Annotated in this window: 15 protein-coding genes and 1 tRNA gene; 14 read left to right on the forward strand and 2 right to left on the reverse strand. The window is 50.8% G+C overall.

Annotated features, from left to right (window positions below; genetic code table 11):
- Positions 1-15: 15 nt before the first annotated feature.
- The 3 genes from HYT76_03505 to HYT76_03515 are packed head-to-tail and all read left to right on the forward strand — an operon-like array spanning position 16 to position 3091.
- Entirely contained in the window at positions 16-717 is a 702-nt protein-coding gene (locus HYT76_03505) for a hypothetical protein (protein ID MBI2082615.1), read from the forward strand.
- A gap of 21 nt (positions 718-738) precedes the next feature.
- Entirely contained in the window at positions 739-1944 is a 1206-nt protein-coding gene (locus HYT76_03510) for a hypothetical protein (protein MBI2082616.1), read from the forward strand.
- 13 nt (positions 1945-1957) lie between these two features.
- Positions 1958-3091: a hypothetical protein gene (locus HYT76_03515; GenBank protein MBI2082617.1), complete on the forward strand. Its 1134-nt coding sequence runs from the start codon at positions 1958-1960 to the stop codon at positions 3089-3091.
- Between the two features lie 2 nt (positions 3092-3093).
- Here HYT76_03515 and HYT76_03520 read toward each other — a convergent pair whose 3' ends face one another.
- Entirely contained in the window at positions 3094-8214 is a 5121-nt protein-coding gene (locus tag HYT76_03520) for a hypothetical protein (protein ID MBI2082618.1), read from the reverse strand.
- A 232-nt stretch (positions 8215-8446) separates the two neighbouring features.
- Between HYT76_03520 and HYT76_03525 the strand changes: the two genes are divergently transcribed.
- Both HYT76_03525 and HYT76_03530 read left to right on the forward strand, forming a co-directional pair.
- On the forward strand, positions 8447-8683 hold the full coding sequence (locus HYT76_03525) for a hypothetical protein (protein MBI2082619.1): 237 nt from the start codon (positions 8447-8449) through the stop codon (positions 8681-8683).
- Positions 8661-9041, forward strand: coding sequence for a type II toxin-antitoxin system VapC family toxin (locus HYT76_03530; protein ID MBI2082620.1), 381 nt, complete (start codon positions 8661-8663; stop codon positions 9039-9041). The genes HYT76_03525 and HYT76_03530 overlap by 23 nt, the downstream gene beginning before the upstream one ends.
- Here the strand turns inward: HYT76_03530 and HYT76_03535 are convergent.
- Positions 9009-10748, reverse strand: coding sequence for a BNR-4 repeat-containing protein (locus HYT76_03535; GenBank protein MBI2082621.1), 1740 nt, complete (start codon positions 10746-10748; stop codon positions 9009-9011). The genes HYT76_03530 and HYT76_03535 overlap by 33 nt on opposite strands.
- A 198-nt stretch (positions 10749-10946) precedes the next feature.
- On the opposite strand from HYT76_03535, the gene HYT76_03540 reads away from it, so the two are divergent.
- The 9 genes from HYT76_03540 (at position 10947) to HYT76_03580 (ending at position 16176) form a co-directional block, all read left to right on the forward strand.
- On the forward strand, positions 10947-11894 hold the full coding sequence (locus tag HYT76_03540; GenBank protein ID MBI2082622.1) for a 4-(cytidine 5'-diphospho)-2-C-methyl-D-erythritol kinase: 948 nt from the start codon (positions 10947-10949) through the stop codon (positions 11892-11894).
- Positions 11895-11897: 3 nt separating this feature from the next.
- Positions 11898-11968 (forward strand) — tRNA-Gln (locus tag HYT76_03545).
- A 17-nt stretch (positions 11969-11985) separates the two neighbouring features.
- Positions 11986-12936 carry a ribose-phosphate pyrophosphokinase gene (locus HYT76_03550; GenBank protein ID MBI2082623.1) on the forward strand — a complete coding sequence of 317 codons (951 nt, stop codon included), beginning with the start codon at positions 11986-11988 and terminating at the stop codon, positions 12934-12936.
- Positions 12937-12951: 15 nt separating this feature from the next.
- A complete protein-coding gene (locus HYT76_03555) occupies positions 12952-13662 on the forward strand; it encodes a 50S ribosomal protein L25 (protein MBI2082624.1) in 711 nt (236 codons plus the stop codon).
- A gap of 3 nt (positions 13663-13665) precedes the next feature.
- Positions 13666-14196: an aminoacyl-tRNA hydrolase gene (locus tag HYT76_03560; protein MBI2082625.1), complete on the forward strand. Its 531-nt coding sequence runs from the start codon at positions 13666-13668 to the stop codon at positions 14194-14196.
- Entirely contained in the window at positions 14197-14514 is a 318-nt protein-coding gene (gene rpsF, locus HYT76_03565) for a 30S ribosomal protein S6 (GenBank protein ID MBI2082626.1), read from the forward strand.
- Positions 14511-14759: a 30S ribosomal protein S18 gene (locus HYT76_03570; GenBank protein MBI2082627.1), complete on the forward strand. Its 249-nt coding sequence runs from the start codon at positions 14511-14513 to the stop codon at positions 14757-14759. The genes rpsF and HYT76_03570 overlap by 4 nt, the downstream gene beginning before the upstream one ends.
- Before the next feature lie 15 nt (positions 14760-14774).
- A complete protein-coding gene (locus HYT76_03575; GenBank protein ID MBI2082628.1) occupies positions 14775-15749 on the forward strand; it encodes a DUF2232 domain-containing protein in 975 nt (324 codons plus the stop codon).
- On the forward strand, positions 15733-16176 hold the full coding sequence (locus tag HYT76_03580; protein ID MBI2082629.1) for a 50S ribosomal protein L9: 444 nt from the start codon (positions 15733-15735) through the stop codon (positions 16174-16176). Before HYT76_03575 ends, HYT76_03580 begins: the two co-directional genes overlap by 17 nt.
- Positions 16177-16178: the final 2 nt, after the last annotated feature.

Genomic DNA, 16178 nt, shown 5'->3' on the forward strand with positions numbered 1-16178 from the left:
CCGAAAGGCAAGGAGATGCATTTGGATTTTCTCATTCGGGGATCGGAGCTTGATGAATCGCTTCAGTATGCCCAGAGTGTTCTGACGTCACTCCGACGTTACCGACGACAGGCAACGACTCTGGCTGAACGGTTCTTCGAGGCCTCTCGGACAGAGTCTGCCTTCATCCCTTCGGCAGGATGGAACATTCATCTCGAGGTGGTGAACCGATATGTTTGGGATCCAGCGATGCGGTCCTCCCTTGAACGTTTGGTATTTCCCCCAAATGTGATGTCGAGTTACCGATACCTTTGGCTCCTCCAGAAAAGGTATGATCTGCTGACGGCGCAGCTTCAGGATTCCCGAAAATTTTTTCGAGGAAGAACAGAGCCATTTTTTGCACGTTTCAAGGGGATTAAGGGGCATTTCCAATACCTCAGCTTCCCGACATTCGTCGACTGTTTCAGGGAAGTAACGGGACTTGTCCCGACACTTGCCGCCATAGAAGGTTTTGGTACCGTCTTTGCCGCTCATGTCGATGGGGTGAGCCGGATGATCCCGGAGGTCGATCTTTTGGCCCATGAACTGGGGAGGGCCCGGATCCGTCTTTATCATCAAAGACTGGCACTCTTTTCCATAGGCCTCCTCGCCTCGGCAGCAGTTGTTGGCGGTGCCCTCTATTTCCTTGTCAAAGAATTTCAGAAAAGTCGGGGACTTGATGCCCCACAACGTTTCTGATTCGTAAGCGATAATCTTGGCATGGCGGGATTTCCATTAGCTTTTGATCAGGACCTGGATGATCGCCTGCATGCCTGTGTCCTGGGTGCCTACGAGGCCCCCGAGTCTCCGTTTGCAAGACCGAATAACGGGATCGTTGTCTCTTCTCCTGAGTTTGACCATCCCGCCTGGAGTCTCAGAGATGGCGTAGGGGCGCCCCACAGACCACTCGATCAAAATCGTGGAGTGATTGACTCGTTCTTGACGAGATTGAGGGGGTATTTCTCAGGCTCTTCGTTTACCGTCGCGCGTCATCCACGAACCGCGTTTGGAGATTTCCTGTGGCACGATGCGGCGGAGGTCGATTCTCTTTATCGACATTGCTTAAGGGGTTGGGAGACCTACACTTCTAGGTGTTCTCCGGAAAATTATGTCAGGGTGCGTGCGGCGCTTCTCTCTCTGACACAGGCGGTTGCCGTCCGATCCCATGTCGCTGAGGAGGCGCTCCTTTTTGGGGTGAGTCCCGGGCATACCGTGATGCGTTATGCGCAAGCGGTTTATTTCTTACAACCGCCTTCTGAAATGACGATAGCAGACCCCTTGCTGATGAGAGGGGCCGATGTCCTTTATCCCTATGTCCTGGATCAGTCGAAAGGTCCTGTAAGCCCTTTTGCGACCCCCTCTTCTCCATTTTCTCTTTCTGGTTTCAGAAGGGGGCATCCGATTCATCTTTTAGGTGACGATGCTCGCGAGAGGGGTTTTTCACTCGTTGGTCGTCTCGAACCGATTCGTGCCTTTGCAGAGGCCTCTGAATTTCATGATGCACAATTGGCAGAGAGCTTAAGGGGGGCGACAGGTTCTTGCTATCGGACGATTGCCGAAGGGGAGGCACGATTACTGGGAATCGTTCGTCGTGACCTCTCTACGACAGTGAGTGCCCTCGAACAAAATTCAGGTCCGGTTTATGAACGTGCCCTCAGAGCGAATTTAGCTCGGGCGACGATGATCGGAACCCCGCGGACGAACTTGGCGAATCAGGCGATCCTTTTTGCCCGCTCTCATGCCGAGGCGGTGGTGTTTTATTTCCGTGGCATGGCCCAGTTCCTTGAAAGGAATCCGAGGAGTCTTGGGATACGGGGAGGGGTGGTGGGAGGGCTTGTCTCAGGGATCTGCCTGGCGGTAGGCATTAAAAACCCACAACCTTTTCAGGGAATTAACGAAAATCAGACTGAGCTTTGTTTTACGTAAATAAGGAGATTTGGTGGTCGATTCGGCTACTCAAACTGATCTGATATCGTACATCCTCGAGGTCTGGCGGGCACCTCGATCCCCCTTTGCCAGTTACAGTGGTGGATTGACCCTTGCCTCTCGTGAGTCTCATCCTTTTTCGCTTCTTCGTCCAAGCTTGAGTGACTTCCGACAAGTCCTTGATGGGAATGAGGGGGTAGTCCTCACATTTTTGGAGCGAGGCTTAGATCACCAGAGACGTCTCGTCCTTGGGTCGAGAGGTTTGGAGGCGAGCGAGACCGCCGACCTGCTTCAAGCAGATACGCAGAGATGGGCCGAGAGTCGATTTCAAGCGAGATGCGCCTTCATACGGCATCAAGGCAGTCATAGGGTGAGAACCGCGAGAGAATTACGTGAATCATTAAGGATGGTGACGGTTGACACGACGGTTCGCAGTTCCATTGCTGAAAGGGCCTTGGTATTGGGGAGAAATCCTGATGAGGTGGTGGCTCTCTATCTGGAGGGGGTTCGACTTTACACCGAAGGAGGTCCTGCTTCTGGACGACTTAGTCGGTTTTCTCCGGCGAGAGGACTCGCTTATTTTCATCGCCTTGTCGAATTGGTATCCGTCACACCGGCCTGTCCCTTAGTGGCCCCCGATCTGGATCTTGGGGCCGGCATCACAACATGTCATCCGATAGAGATCTTGAGGGACACGAATCCGACAGCATTTCATCGCCTCATGGAGGGGAGGAGAGATTCGTTGACCCGCTATCTTGCGGATCTTAGTGCGCATGAGGCAGAGATCGGTAGGGTTTTGTCTGAATTGCCTGGGTCTGCCCAGGCCATTGCCTTCGGAGCTGACCATTCATTGCAGACGACAACAATAGACAGAGTTCAGGGGGCTCTTGCTACGTATACGCGACGACCGACAGTGGCTGCGACAGATGCCTTGAGAGATGGTCTTGCTGAACTCGTCGTACTCTCTCACTCAAGGATCGGGATAGCCTCTGAGGCGTTCATGACAAGTCAACGGGCGTTACCGGCAGTCTGCCATTATTTGCATGGTTTAAATGCGCTACTTTCCAGGGCGCCTCGAGGGAGCGGCGTTGTGGTCGGGCTCGCGGTCGCCTTTCTTGGCCTTTCGCTTTTTGCAAATTCTGCCTAATTCTATCGGGGTAAGGCACCGACCCGTTGTAAATCGACCGTTGTTGGAAGAAATCTGAAATGGCGTGCCTGATGTGGGACCCCATTGATAGAGCGAACGGTTTCCCTTGGGGGACGACCACCAATCAATATCGAACGAAATTGACGAGCCCTGTCGGAGCTGGATGTAAATTGCCGTTGATCGATTCCATGATCACCGTAGGCCCGTGTTTTGACATCCCAGAATTCGACATGGTCTCTCGCTCCACCATTAGGATATGAAATCCTGATATCCGGGGTCGATTGAGAGCCGGTTGCGGAACGGCTCAACATCTCTACCGTAGCCCCCTCTTTCCAGTCATTACCCAGAAGTGCCTTGAGGACAGCAAGTTCTGCCTCTGAGCCCCTTAACTTGGCGAGCGGTGAGCCATCATGGAAGCCATTTCTCCATCGTGTGGCCCGTTCATCGAGCCATTCCACCACCTCAGGGGTGGCGGTCGCGACGGTTTCAATGACAATCCCACGCAGGGAAATCCCTTGCCTCTCCGCCTGCGCATAAAGTTGAGCTGTTTGCTGCACAACGCGGTGGAAGATCCGTGTCCTCTCCTCGATCTCCTCCCTCGTGAGTTTCTTGTCATTCGGATGGGTCATCGCTGCCAGGGCGCGGATCCAGATCCAGGCAAGGGAAGGGGCATTTGTCCTCTCCAGAGTTTGCAGAAGTCTTCTGAGCTGAACCGCCTCTTCTGTGAATCCCTCTCTTGGATTGGCCAGCTCATTCAGTCGTGTCTGGCCGAGACGTGCCAGGTCGACAAGGGCCGCATCCTCAAAACGCCTGCCCCGTTTCAGATCTTGTTCATTCCAGGTAGCTTGGAGGTTTCTGCCGGTAAAGGGTCGTGTCAGTCTTTGGGTGACGGTATCGGGAAGCGGGCTGGCCCTTTCCGTCCAATCGTGATGTCTGCCATCACCATCCATTCTCGTCGGAAACGCCGGGAACGATAGCGCCCCCGAATTCGCGGCGTACATCAGCGCGTCGACCGCATTGGCAAAAAAATGTTGGAGACTGTGAAGAATAGGACCTGCAAGAATCGAGAGGGGGACGATCGGAAGGACAGGACCGATGCCTCGAAGTGTTTGTCGGGTAGATGCAGGATTGTTATGAGGGTTGTCTTGTGTCGGGAGTCGTAAGGCCGGGATCGGGATCCCCTGCTGACGGAACCGGTCAAGTCGGGCGATATCATTCTGGGAGATCGGTTCTCCTCGCTCCAGTCGGGTCTGGATCTCCCTCAGACGATGGAAGGCGTAGATCTGCTGAAGTAGTTGGAGAGACGGTTGGCCAGAAGGAATGCCAAGTTCACGCGCGATCCGGTTTCGGAAGCCAACCCAAACTTGCATGAAATAAGGAACCCATCCTCGGGGGATGCGTGACCTTTGATTCATTTCGGCAGGATCGGTTGCCAGAAAATCTGACGCATTTCGGATTCCATTCTCAGTTAAACTGGAATCATCTGCCATCCTGTCCTGATAATATTGTTCGAACCGACGACTCCACTCATTGACAGTGAAGGGACCGATCTGGATATTCCCAACCGCCTCGGGGCCGGAGAGGTCAATCTCGGATGGTGGCTTTGCCTCGAGCGAGAGGGTGAAGACGGGACCATCAAGGCCGAGTCGGATAACATCCCCCACCTCAAGCGGTTCATTTGGATCGACCTCGACCCAAACCGAGGTGATGATCGGGCGTCCCTTAAACGTCCCCCTTCCTAATTCTAATTCACGACGGGCGAGACGGTAGGTGCCAAATCCAAGAATCGGGTCTTGGGAATCTATCGCTTTGTTTGCCTCTTCATCTTGACTCAAATCTTGGATATGCAGCCGCCCCTCACTATCGAGAAAAATTTTCGCCTGTTGAGATGCCAAGGGACTTTGAGGACCATCCGAGGGGTCGCGTCCGATCAGAACGGCGTCGGTTTCCGGTTCGATCGCTTCATTGAAATGCTGGTCCCCATTCCAACCTTCCCTTCGGATCCGATAATGCGAGAGATTACGGCCCGGCTCTGCTTGAACTGTTCCCTGCCGGTTCCACGGGTTCCCTTCAGGGGTCAGCCCTCGGTAGTAGAGGAGATTCAGGATCGTTTGCGGGATATTTCCATCGAGATGGCTGATGAGCCTCTGGACCAATCGGTTTGCCATCGCTTCAGGGAGAAGCGAACGACGTGCTCCACGAATCTGGATCAGTTTCCTTAAGATATTCTCCAATAGATCTTGGACCTGTCGGTCAGAGCGGAGGTCGAGTGGGTCATCCAAGTGACCGGCATCACGAAGCGCCCGTGTTTCCTCGTCCGTTAACTCTATCGGTGGCCTTGGGAGAGTTGTTGGAGAAGCATCCTCAGTCTGTATCTCTTTTGCCTCGACCTCTCCCCCTGCCGAATTAGCCTGCTGTACGATTTGACCCCGCTGGCGGACGTCTCCATTCGCGTTCGGATCGATCGGTTGTTTGGGAGAAGGGGTTTGCTGGATCCGACCTCCACCCGCCAACTCGGCGACAGCGCCGGTCTTGATCGCACCGGGGACCGAGCCGACGAAGCAGATCCGTGCGATCTCGGTGACCTCTCCCCAGGTCATCGCCGAGAAATTTCCATCGAGGGTGCGACGAACATACTGATCGAGTATCTCTTCGACCGCCTCCATGCCGGCATCGGCAGCGAAGGTATGGGCAAAACCCGAAAACCCCTCGGAGGAGAAGCGTTGATAGAGTCTCATGACGATGTTTCGATGATTTGATTTTGGAATTCGGGCGAGCGCGGTGACCGCCATCGCGCTGCCAGTCGCGAGCGCATCCTTCACGAATTTTGCAAGCGTCTCATTCCCCTCACGGTAGCCGCCCGTACCGAGTTCGAGAAGATTATCTGCTGTGGAGGAGTAGGCGCCGATCCCGAATCCACGTAATGCCCGCGTCCCGGCACCGATTTTTCGAGCATCATTGACAACGTTCGCCGCATCGACTGCCCTTTTGACTCGAGCGCCGGCGATCCCGAGGCGTGCCAGCGCCGTCGCCCCGCCGGTCACGAGTGACGGGATCACAATCTCTAAAGTTGTTTGAACAAGGCCGATCAGATTCTCTGCCCCATCCATCTCGGCCGCGATCAAGGCCTCGTAAAGAACGCCTCCCTCTTTTAATTTTTCATAAAGTTCCTTGACCGTTTCTTCGACATGCTCGGTTTCGTAGGCGTTTTGAAGTTTGTAGATGAGCTGATCGATTTCAGACGTTGCCTTTTGGATGTCGGTGATATTCCCTTCCCCCGACCACCAGTTTCGAACCTGAGATCCGGCTCGAGAGAGCGCCTTGTGTTGCTGGTATCCCTGCCAGAGTTCCAGCTTGGTCTGTTGGAGAGCATCGATCAACTGACCAACCCCCTCTTGAAGCGGCTCATCGACACGAAGATCCTTCTTCTCGAAGAAGACCGACTCCCCCATCTCATAGGCGGCGTTCATCTTGTCTGAATATTGGGAGAGTTGATCGAGAGGTTGGCGGACGTGGGACCTCATCTTCTCGAGATAGGTGGTGATGCTATTACCGGAGACGAGGTGCTTCGCACCGCTCTGGATCGGACTATTATCAAAGTTGAGAGGACGTTTTAGCAGCGATTGAATCGCGTCGTTGATCCTTTTCAGGTCTTGATCGTTTTGAACCCGATCGAGCTCCGGCAGGATCTCCTCGACACCGCGGAGCAGGTGATGTCGCGCCGCCTGGATCTTTTTCCAATCGGTATCGACGGAGCCGTCATTCCAATTTCTCGCATCCGCCGCGAAAAGCCAGAGATGGGCAAGTTTGTTTTTGAGCTGGCTGACCGGATCTCTCTGGTCTTTTGTCTCTTCGACAATTTGAACAATCTTCTTCGTATCCCCGACCTTGACCTCCCGATATTCGATCGCTTCGTGATCGCCGCCCGTCACCTCTTCGGGGTGCTCCTGATAACGGCCCCGATCCTCCGCCTTGTTTTGCTCGAGACGATTCATCTCCTGAAAGAGATGGAGGATGCCATCTTTTGCCGGCGCGATCTGTTCTTCTGTCGTGAGCCAGTTTCCGTAGTCGAGGTATTGATCGACGAAGCCGAAATTTTTGTCGATCTCATAGACCCCTGAATCACCGACCTCTGCCTTTGCCGCAGCGGGGACCGCCTTGCAGATCGCGGCACGGAGTTTCAGGTTAAAATGTTTTTTGTCCTCGAGGATCTTGAAGATCCGACTCCTCCCTTCGGGTGTGCCGATATGGTTTTGGACAAATCGATCGGCGTCGATGGCAATCAGATTGGCAGTGAAGCGTTTCAGGAGCTCCCGTGCCTCGTCCGGATCTCTCAACGAGGATTGGCGCTCTGGATGGGCCTGCTCGTAGATCAGTTCGAGGAGTGGCTGATATTCCCAGTTGCCCAGAAGGTCACGATACGGGAGAGAAAAGCTCATCCCATCGTTGATCTCGGAGTGGGTTTGGAGATACCGAACAAACTCTTCAAAATTTTTTGCCGGGATCCGAGTGAGATCGATCATTCCGGTCCGCGTGTGGGGTGCTAGAAGTTCCTTCAGTTCATTCGCGATCGGGGCGAGCGCCTTGATCTCGTCCGTCGATCGGGCGGGAAGAGGCTTCTTTGGTTTGATCTCGATCCATTGGCTGTTTCCGTACTCATGGTTGGAACGGGCGAGTTGCATCCCGATTCCTTGCCCTTCGATCAATTCGTTTGAGAGATCTTCAGCAGTGACCCATCGTTCGCGACCTCTTTGATCGACGACACAAATCCGTTCCGTAGAAATTTCCTTGATTGTTCCAATGACGCCCATCTGGCCGTCCTTTTCCCATATGATTTCCTGACCGATCTCGAACGTGAAATAGTCGGAACTTGCTGCTGCTTGTTTGAGTTCCTGGATCGTCGCGATCGGGTGACCAAAAAGTCCGCCGCCAAGATTGGTTCGCACATCTCCGAGTCGCTTGGAGAGACGACGCGAAGAGGCCTGGTAGTGAGGAGCCTCCCCTGAGGGATCATTGGGTTTTTTTTGTTCTGGTGAACGCGAAGGGGCAGTAGTCTGACTGTCTGCGGGGAGTTTGATCCCGCCGTTTGTCCCATTCCCACCAATTTTTTCCGATCCGGCCAAAGTTAGACCTCCACCCTCGAGGGGTTTGGCCCTATTAATGAGCAATCGGCATGCCACTTCGGGCACCGAACCATTTATTTAAGTATACGAATTTATTTAGTTTTTAAATGACAAGAAGGGTGCTTCACGACGCAGGTTCTAATCGGTGATTGAGGACCCCAATAGTGGAGAGCAGGGTTGACATGAGGACATATTAGATGTAGATGTAATGATGTTTATTAAAAGGAGCTATATGCATCGCACCCAAATTTTTTTGGACCCCCTGCAATATCGTCGGCTCAAGGCGATGGCATCAGAGTCCAATACAAGTCTCGGTGAATTGATCCGTCGCCTGATCGATCGCTTTATTGGGGCTCAAAAAGAGGGGTCGGCGATTTCATCTTTTTGTGGCGCTCTGGAGGATTCCGAGTGTCGTTCGACCAACTTCAAGAAGTTTCTCTACACCGATGGCAGAAAAAATCTTCGTTGATACGAGTGGTTTTTTCGCCTTTCTCAACAAGGCGGATGAGAATCATGAAAAGGCGCGAAAGGGTCTTGAATCGGCAAGGATCGTCACTTCCAGCTATATCTTCGATGAACTCATGACGCTTCTGACCGCACGCGGCCAAAAAGATCTCTCGATCTCCTTTGGCGAACAATTACGTGCGGACAAGATGATTGATTATCATTTTGTGACCTCGAAGGAGGAAGAAAAGGCCTGGAATCTGTATAAGAAATATAGAGATCATTCCCTCTCATTCACCGATAGCACGACATTGGTTTTACTCAAGGAGCTGAGGATCGGAAATCTTCTCTCATTTGATGAGACCTTGCTTAGACTTTTCTAGGAGCCTGTCGAAAAAATATGGCTCCCTCGCCTTTTGAAGAAGCTTTCGAGTCTTTTTTAGTGGAGGCAAATTTTGTGGAGGCAAAAAATCTGAGGAGGTAGCAATTCGCCAATTTTCTCCACGGTCATCAAAAACAAGTATAACCGGATCATGAGCCCTCACCCCCCCACAATTACAATAAGTTCTGGGAGAGGCTGATGATCCTGTCATGGAGCATTCTGGGTCGGATGCGACGAGCGGCGGGTCTTCAGGCCACTTGGCCTCGTAGGCCGCCACTTCATCTACAAAGAAGTCATTCATATAATAGGTATAGTATAGAAATAATCGACCTCTCCGGTCGATGTCCAACTTCTGATACCAATGGGAGTAACCTGTTCGGAAGGGTCTCGCAATGGTTTTTCTCGTGCTCCATTCGGCATCTCGGTTCTTAAATAAATGGACCAGGCTGAATCGATAAGAAAATCCTTCCTCATCCCCTGCCCATCTCGCGACAAGATGGAGCGTGTCGTTTTGATCAATAATGAGACTCACGTAGCTGTAATAATGACAGCTTCCCGTACATTCCGGATCGCTGCTGCCAATAGAGACTGGAGGTGTCCAACCATCCTGAATGTTATGGGGGACAAGAGACTTGGTGTAGAGGAAATTTCTTTGATGGGCTCCGATGACAACATGAAGATACCCCTCGCTATCCATGGTGATGGCGGGTATGTTATGCCCATCCGGGTCATCGATATGACGAAGCCCCTGAGAAGCGATGCCTAATGTTGCCCCGAGAAAGACCGGTTCACTCACGGTCTGCGTCTCATGATCGTAGCGGACAATAAAGCTGGCGGTTCCACGCCAATAGGTACCACGCTCCGCTGAGGCCCAAACGACATAGGTGAAATTCCCTTTTGTGAGGATCTGGTTTGATCCACCGGTTGCGACGAAGGGGATAAAGGCCTTACTTGCCACCCTTACAGGATCCGGGATAACAAGGGTGCCATCTGTTGACCTCTGAGGGGCAACTAAAAAGAGATCGGTGCCCAGTTCATCAAAGAGAAGCCTCCAAGGCTTCTCTTCTGATTCCGGGGCCTGCCAAGCCGAATCTAAATAATTTCCACCCAAGATAACAGGGGGGCGCGATTTGTCATTATTGCTGTCAAAATGCTCCAGTACGGCAGCACCGCCGGATATTTGTTCCGGGATTTCGTAGATCTCCCATTGGTCTCTACTCCGAATCCATTGCATTAAGAGGACTCGACGAATACCACTCCACCCCGTAGCAGGAATCAGTGTGTAGGCGTTATCTTGATTGTCAAAGACAACCCTTTGATCTGTATGATTGTTGATATCATCGCTTGTTTCCCCGCCCCAATCCGGATATTTTCCACGGATGATAGGGGCGAGATCGATCTCCTCCCAAATACAGCTTCTTGGATTCCACTTCTGAATGACGAGCTGGTTTCTAACGTACGGAATATTTCTTGAGTCAAATGAGATGACATTTGGGACAAAGCGTGGGCGGTAGCCAAAGAGCTCGCGTTCTCCACGGAAATAGGGCTCATGTTGGATCGGAGAGGTCGCAGAGAGGCTACTTACGTATTCACATTGTGAGACGACGAGACCTTTACCGGTAAAAGGGTTACCTATTTGCGAAGAGGCGGTATTGGGAAGGGCAAGCCCGGAGACGACCATCAGGGCCAATAAAATCTTTTTGTTCATACGGGTAATCGGTGCAAAACCGACACCAAATTTATTTTTTCGAAGTATTTTTAATAACTAATTGAAATTAATATATATTTTTAATTTATACGGGGGAGAGCCAGTTTATCATTTCGAGAAAATTATCATTTTGAGAAACAACCATTTTCGGGAAGACTTGAGTTTTTTTATGAAAAAGAGAGATAGACGTTCCATCCGATGTCTCAGAAAATTAAAATATCAGCCCCCGCGAAAATCAACCTCCGACTCAAGATCACCGGTCGTCGTTCGGATGGTTATCACCTGCTTGATATGGTGATGGTGAAATTGGATCTGTGCGATGAGATTGATTTTGAAATTGAAAAAAAATCCCCCCATGCCCCCCTTTGTCAAAGGGGGGAGACTCCCCCGCTTGTCGGGGGAGATTTTCAGATCCCCTTGGATTCTTCAAACACCCTCTGGAAGGTCGCCCAGTTAGTTCGTGAAGAGTCAGGACAAAAATTCGAACTCAAGATTTCATTGAACAAAAATATCCCAATCGCTGCTGGACTTGGAGGTGGCTCCAGTGATGCTGCGGCTCTCTTAATAGCCCTGAATCGAGAGCTAGGGCTTGATTGGTCGCGGGAGCGGCTGATGAAGATTTGTCTTAAAATCGGGGCCGATGTCCCGTTCTTCCTTGCCGAGGGGCCACAGAGAGTCACCGGCATTGGAGAGATTTTAGAGCCGATATCGGTCCCTTCCCTATCGGTTATCCTGATCAATCCTGGGTTTTCGGTTTCTACGAAAGAGGTGTATCACTGGTTTGACCTTGAAATTGTTGAGACGGGTGACTCGGGTCGGGCGCCCGCCCGCGCGCAACGCGTGAGCACGGGTGGGCGGAACCCGAGGCAGGACCCGCCTCTAGTGGCATTGACAGAGGTAGGAATTGATGCTATCCCGCCGCTACTTGAAAACGACTTGGAAAAGGTCGTTTTCTCCCGCTATCCGGTCCTGGCAGAGATGAAGGAGATGTTGATGAAAGCCGGGGCCCTCGGGGCGCTGATGAGCGGAAGCGGTGGTACCGTCTTCGGACTCTTTGAATCTGCGGCGTCACGAGACCGGGGATTTGATCTGATGGTTCAGAAAAAAAATCCTGAATGGTGGGTTTGGAAGGGGCGAAGCCTTTAGATTTCGGGGGTCGTCTAACGGCAGGACAGGGGCCTTTGAAGCCCTTAATTGAGGTTCGATTCCTCACCCCCGAGTATTGGAGCGAAATATTATGCCGATCTATCAACAACTCAAGATTTTTTCCGGGACGGCGAATCCCGACCTGACCCAAAAGATTGCTGATTATATCGGTGTCCCTCTTGGCAAGGTGTTAATCCGACGGTTTGCCGATGGAGAGATCTTTTCGGAGATTCAGGAAAATGTCCGAGGCATGGATGTCTTTGTCGTGCAACCGACCTGCACCCCGGTCGATGAAAACCTGATGGAGCTTTTGGTGCTTCTCGACACCTTGAAGAGGGCCTCTGCCGATCGGGTGACCGCTGTGCTCCCTTACTACGGCTATGCGCGACAGGATCGAAAGGCCCAACCAAGGACGCCGATTACCTCAAAACTTGTTGCTGATCTGATTACCGCAGCTGGAGCCAGTCGACTTCTGGCGGTTGACCTCCATGCCGGTCAGATTCAGGGTTTTTTTAATATCCCTTTTGATCACCTGTATGCGAATCCTGTCTTTTTGGATTTTATCCAAAAAGAAGCTTCATCGGGGAGCCGGGTTATTGTCTCGCCGGATGCTGGTGGAACTGAGCGAGCGCGTGCCTATGCGAAGCGTCTGGATGCCGATCTCGCTATTATCGACAAACGTCGTGAGTCTCCCAATGAATCGGCTGTTATGAATATCATTGGTGATGTGAAGGGGAAGAATGCCATCTTGGTCGATGATATCGTCGATACGGCGGGGACCCTCTGTCACGCTTCTGAGGCGATCATGGATCGTGGGGCCAAATCAGTCATGGCGATTTGCACACATCCGGTCCTTTCGGGGTCAGCGGTACAGAAGATCCACGAATCGCCTTTGGAGATGCTTGTCGTATCAGACACGATTCCACTGAAGGAAAAGTTACGAAAGACAAACAAGATTCAAGTGCTTTCGGTCGGGCATTTGCTCGGAGAGGCGATTCGCAGGATTCATACAGGAGATTCTGTTTCATCGTTGTTCGTTTAAAAAGTGAGGGAGATTATGATTGAGAAGCAAGCTATCAAGGCAGAAGTGAGAGAGGTTGGTCGTAAGGGGATTCTTCAGGAGCTTCGAAATAAGGGGAAAGTTCCCGCAGTCCTCTATGGGCATGATCTGGAAGCGGTCTCTTTTTCGGTGGATGGAAAGGAATTAACCCGTGTTATCCGAGGAGGAGGGATGAATGCCCTCATCGAGCTCCAGCTGGCAGGTTATAAGGGGAAGGGGCCGTTGGTCGTCATGATCAAGGATTTTCAGACCGATGTTGTTACCCACAAGATGATTCACATCGATTTTTTGAGAGTCGATATGAAGGAGAAGTTGGCGGTTAAGGTTCCTGTCCGGCTCATCGGGAAGGCGGCTGGTGTCGAGCAGGGAGGATTGATTGAACAGTCAACCCGAGAGCTCGAGGTCAAGTGTCTTCCAGGGAATATTCCGGAATTTCTGGAAATTGATATTTCAGCCCTCAATCTTGGTGACAGCCTCCATGTGACCGATCTGAAGCTACCGGAAGGTGTTGAGGCACCGAAAGATGTTAATATAACCATTGTGTCTGTTGTAGCGCCGAAGGAAGAGAAGGCAGAGGAGGCAGCAGCGGCACCCGTAGAAGGGGCTGCTGCAGCACCGGCAGAAGGGGCTGCAGAGGCGTCTGGAGCTGCTGGAGAGGCGAAGGGAGAAGCCAAGGAAGAGAAGAAGGAAAAGGAAGGGAAGAAGTAGTGAATGAAGCTTATTGTGGGACTTGGCAATCCGGGCGAGAAGTACGAGACGACGCGGCACAATGTTGGGGCGCAAGTCGTCCAGCTCTTTGCGGTGGAATGCCTCATCGGCTTGAAGGAAAAGAAATTTTCATCCCTGATGGGGAAAGGGCATTTTGAGGGTCAGGAATTTCTTCTGATATTTCCTCAAACCTTTATGAATCGGTCGGGCGATGCTGTGGCAGCTGTTTTGAATTTTTATCAGATCCGACCGGAAGAAATGCTGATGGTACACGATGACATTGATCTCGATTTGGGACGTTTAAAACTTGATTTTAATGTAGGTGCCGCCGGGCATCGAGGAGTTTCTTCGGTTATAGAGAGTATTGGGATGAAGAATTTTTCCCGGCTTCGCATCGGTGTTGGTCGACCGCAGACGAAAGAGGAGGTAGAGTTGTATGTTCTCTCTCCTTTTTCAGATGAAGAAAAAGAAAAGGCAGATGTGATGCGAGAAGAGGGTGTGAAGGTGATCAAAAAATGGTTACAAGGAGGATAAATGACGCACAACTACGAAACGGTCTACATCTTAAAACCTGACCTGACAGAGGATGTGATGAAAAAAATCAACAGCAAGATTTTGGAAATCCTGGCTCGTCGCGGAGGCAAGCTCCTCGATCAAAAAGATTTGGGGAAGAAAATGCTCGCCTATAAAATTTCCCATCAGAACAGAGGACATTATTTTCAATTGAATTTTGAAGGGTCGGGGCCCGTTATTGAGGATCTTGAGAAAAACCTGCGATTAACAGAGGAAGTATTGCGATTTCTTACCGTTCGGCCCGTTCAGGAAAAAGAAGAAGGAGGCGTTCAGATATGATCGTTACAGATACCCAGAAGCGACCCATGATGCGAAAGAAAAGCTGCCGTTTTTGTGCAGATCCAAAAATGATGATTGATTACAAGGAACCAAAACTTCTTCAGCCCTTTACGTCAGAAAGAGCCAAGATTCTTCCCCGACGCATGACCGGCAATTGTGCCTTTCACCAGCGCAGGGTAACCGAGGCCGTCAAGAGGGCACGAATCCTGGCCATGCTTCCTTTTGTAGCCAACTTTCAGGGGTAATGAGAAACTTGTTCTATGGTATTTGCGATTGTCATCAGCATGACGGCGTCGGTCCTTTTGTTTGGCAGCGGTTTTTTTAATCTTTTTACCCCACTCCCATTTTCTTCTCTTTTTGTTCGCAGGGGACTTCTCCCTGTTTTCGTTGCGATCCTTTTAGCAATGACCTTTCTCTCCCTCTTCTATTTTTTATCGAAGGGAAGCTGGTTTTTTCTGCCCGGAATGGTCTTGTATCCTTATCTGGGGCTTTCGCAGGTTGGATCCTTGGCCGTCCTCTCTTTTTTTTATTATGCCTGGATAGGGTTTGCCCTCGTTTGGGTCGGGAGAAAAAAACTTTCATGGGAAAAGGGGATTGGTCAGATTATCCTCTCAACGATTGTTGTGACGGTAGTCTCTTTTTTCGTCTTGTCCCATTTTGTTAGTCTTTTTGACAAAATGAAGGGATCGCTTGATTTTATCCTTCAACGTTTTTTTGAGCTGAATCCCCAAATGACACCTGAGGAGAAGGCGTTTTTGACCGGTCCTTTTTTGGAAACCTTGTGGCGGCTCCTTCCTGCAATCTGGATCAATATGACACTTGTTGTTGTCGCCTCAAATCTCCTCCTGATACGACGATGGGTTTCGAATCTCCTCTTTTCCAGCTGGGGTGAATTTCCTGCCTGGCGTCTCGATGAAAAATGGATTTGGGCCCCGATTTCTCTGGGTATTTTTTATCTTGGCAGTCAATTTTTGGAGATTTTAAGCCCCTTTTCATGGATTCTCTTGAACCTTCTGCTTGTGACTGCGGCTGCTTATTTTTTTCAAGGGCTTTCTATTTTTATCTTTTTTCTTCGAAAATGGCTCAGCCCCTTGCTCAGAATGGCGGTTCTTTTTCTTATGATCGCCTTTTTTCAACCGTTGGGGTTGTTTCTGATCTTTGTCGGTCTGTTTGATTTTTGGTTTGATTTTAGGAAGTTAAAACGTGTAGGAGGTCCCCATGCAAGTCATTCTTAAAGAAGATGTCCGTTCTGTCGGCCGTGCCGGAGAAATTGTTCAAGTTTCGGAAGGATACGGTCGGAACTGCCTTTTGCCTCAAAAAAAGGCTGTTTTAGCGACCGAAGGCAATTTGAAACAGCTGGAGGCCCAGAAAAAATCAATAGAGGCTAAAAGAGAAAAACAAAAAGACGAAGCTGAAGAGATTGGCAGAAAGCTACAAGCAGAGGCGTTGGTTTTTGAAAAGGAAGTTGGTGAAGAGGGGAAGTTGTTTGGTTCTGTGACAAACCGCAATATCGCCGAAGCACTTTCCGAAAAAGGTTTTTCAATTGACCATCGAAATATTCAGATCAAGTCACCGATTCATGCCTTAGGTCTTTTTGAGGCAGAGGTTCACTTGCATAGTGATGTTATGGTGCCTTTGAAGATCGAAGTTAAAAAGAAATAATT

Source organism: Deltaproteobacteria bacterium (assembly GCA_016180845.1).
GTDB lineage: Bacteria > UBA10199 > UBA10199 > JACPAL01 > JACPAL01 > JACPAK01.

Excerpts from the sequence above, each read along its gene's own strand:
- rpsF (MBI2082626.1), top strand. The coding sequence starts at position 14,197 with ATGACGCACAACTACGAAACGGTCTACATCTTAAAACCTGACCTGACA.
- HYT76_03505 (MBI2082615.1), top strand. The coding sequence starts at position 16 with ATGCATTTGGATTTTCTCATTCGGGGATCGGAGCTTGATGAATCGCTT.
- HYT76_03535 (MBI2082621.1), bottom strand. The coding sequence starts at position 10,748 with ATGAACAAAAAGATTTTATTGGCCCTGATGGTCGTCTCCGGGCTTGCC.
- HYT76_03530 (MBI2082620.1), top strand. The coding sequence starts at position 8,661 with ATGGCAGAAAAAATCTTCGTTGATACGAGTGGTTTTTTCGCCTTTCTC.
- HYT76_03525 (MBI2082619.1), top strand. The coding sequence starts at position 8,447 with ATGCATCGCACCCAAATTTTTTTGGACCCCCTGCAATATCGTCGGCTC.
- HYT76_03555 (MBI2082624.1), top strand. The coding sequence starts at position 12,952 with ATGATTGAGAAGCAAGCTATCAAGGCAGAAGTGAGAGAGGTTGGTCGT.
- HYT76_03540 (MBI2082622.1), top strand. The coding sequence starts at position 10,947 with ATGTCTCAGAAAATTAAAATATCAGCCCCCGCGAAAATCAACCTCCGA.
- HYT76_03570 (MBI2082627.1), top strand. The coding sequence starts at position 14,511 with ATGATCGTTACAGATACCCAGAAGCGACCCATGATGCGAAAGAAAAGC.
- HYT76_03560 (MBI2082625.1), top strand. The coding sequence starts at position 13,666 with ATGAAGCTTATTGTGGGACTTGGCAATCCGGGCGAGAAGTACGAGACG.
- HYT76_03510 (MBI2082616.1), top strand. The coding sequence starts at position 739 with ATGGCGGGATTTCCATTAGCTTTTGATCAGGACCTGGATGATCGCCTG.
- HYT76_03580 (MBI2082629.1), top strand. The coding sequence starts at position 15,733 with ATGCAAGTCATTCTTAAAGAAGATGTCCGTTCTGTCGGCCGTGCCGGA.
- HYT76_03550 (MBI2082623.1), top strand. The coding sequence starts at position 11,986 with ATGCCGATCTATCAACAACTCAAGATTTTTTCCGGGACGGCGAATCCC.
- HYT76_03575 (MBI2082628.1), top strand. The coding sequence starts at position 14,775 with ATGGTATTTGCGATTGTCATCAGCATGACGGCGTCGGTCCTTTTGTTT.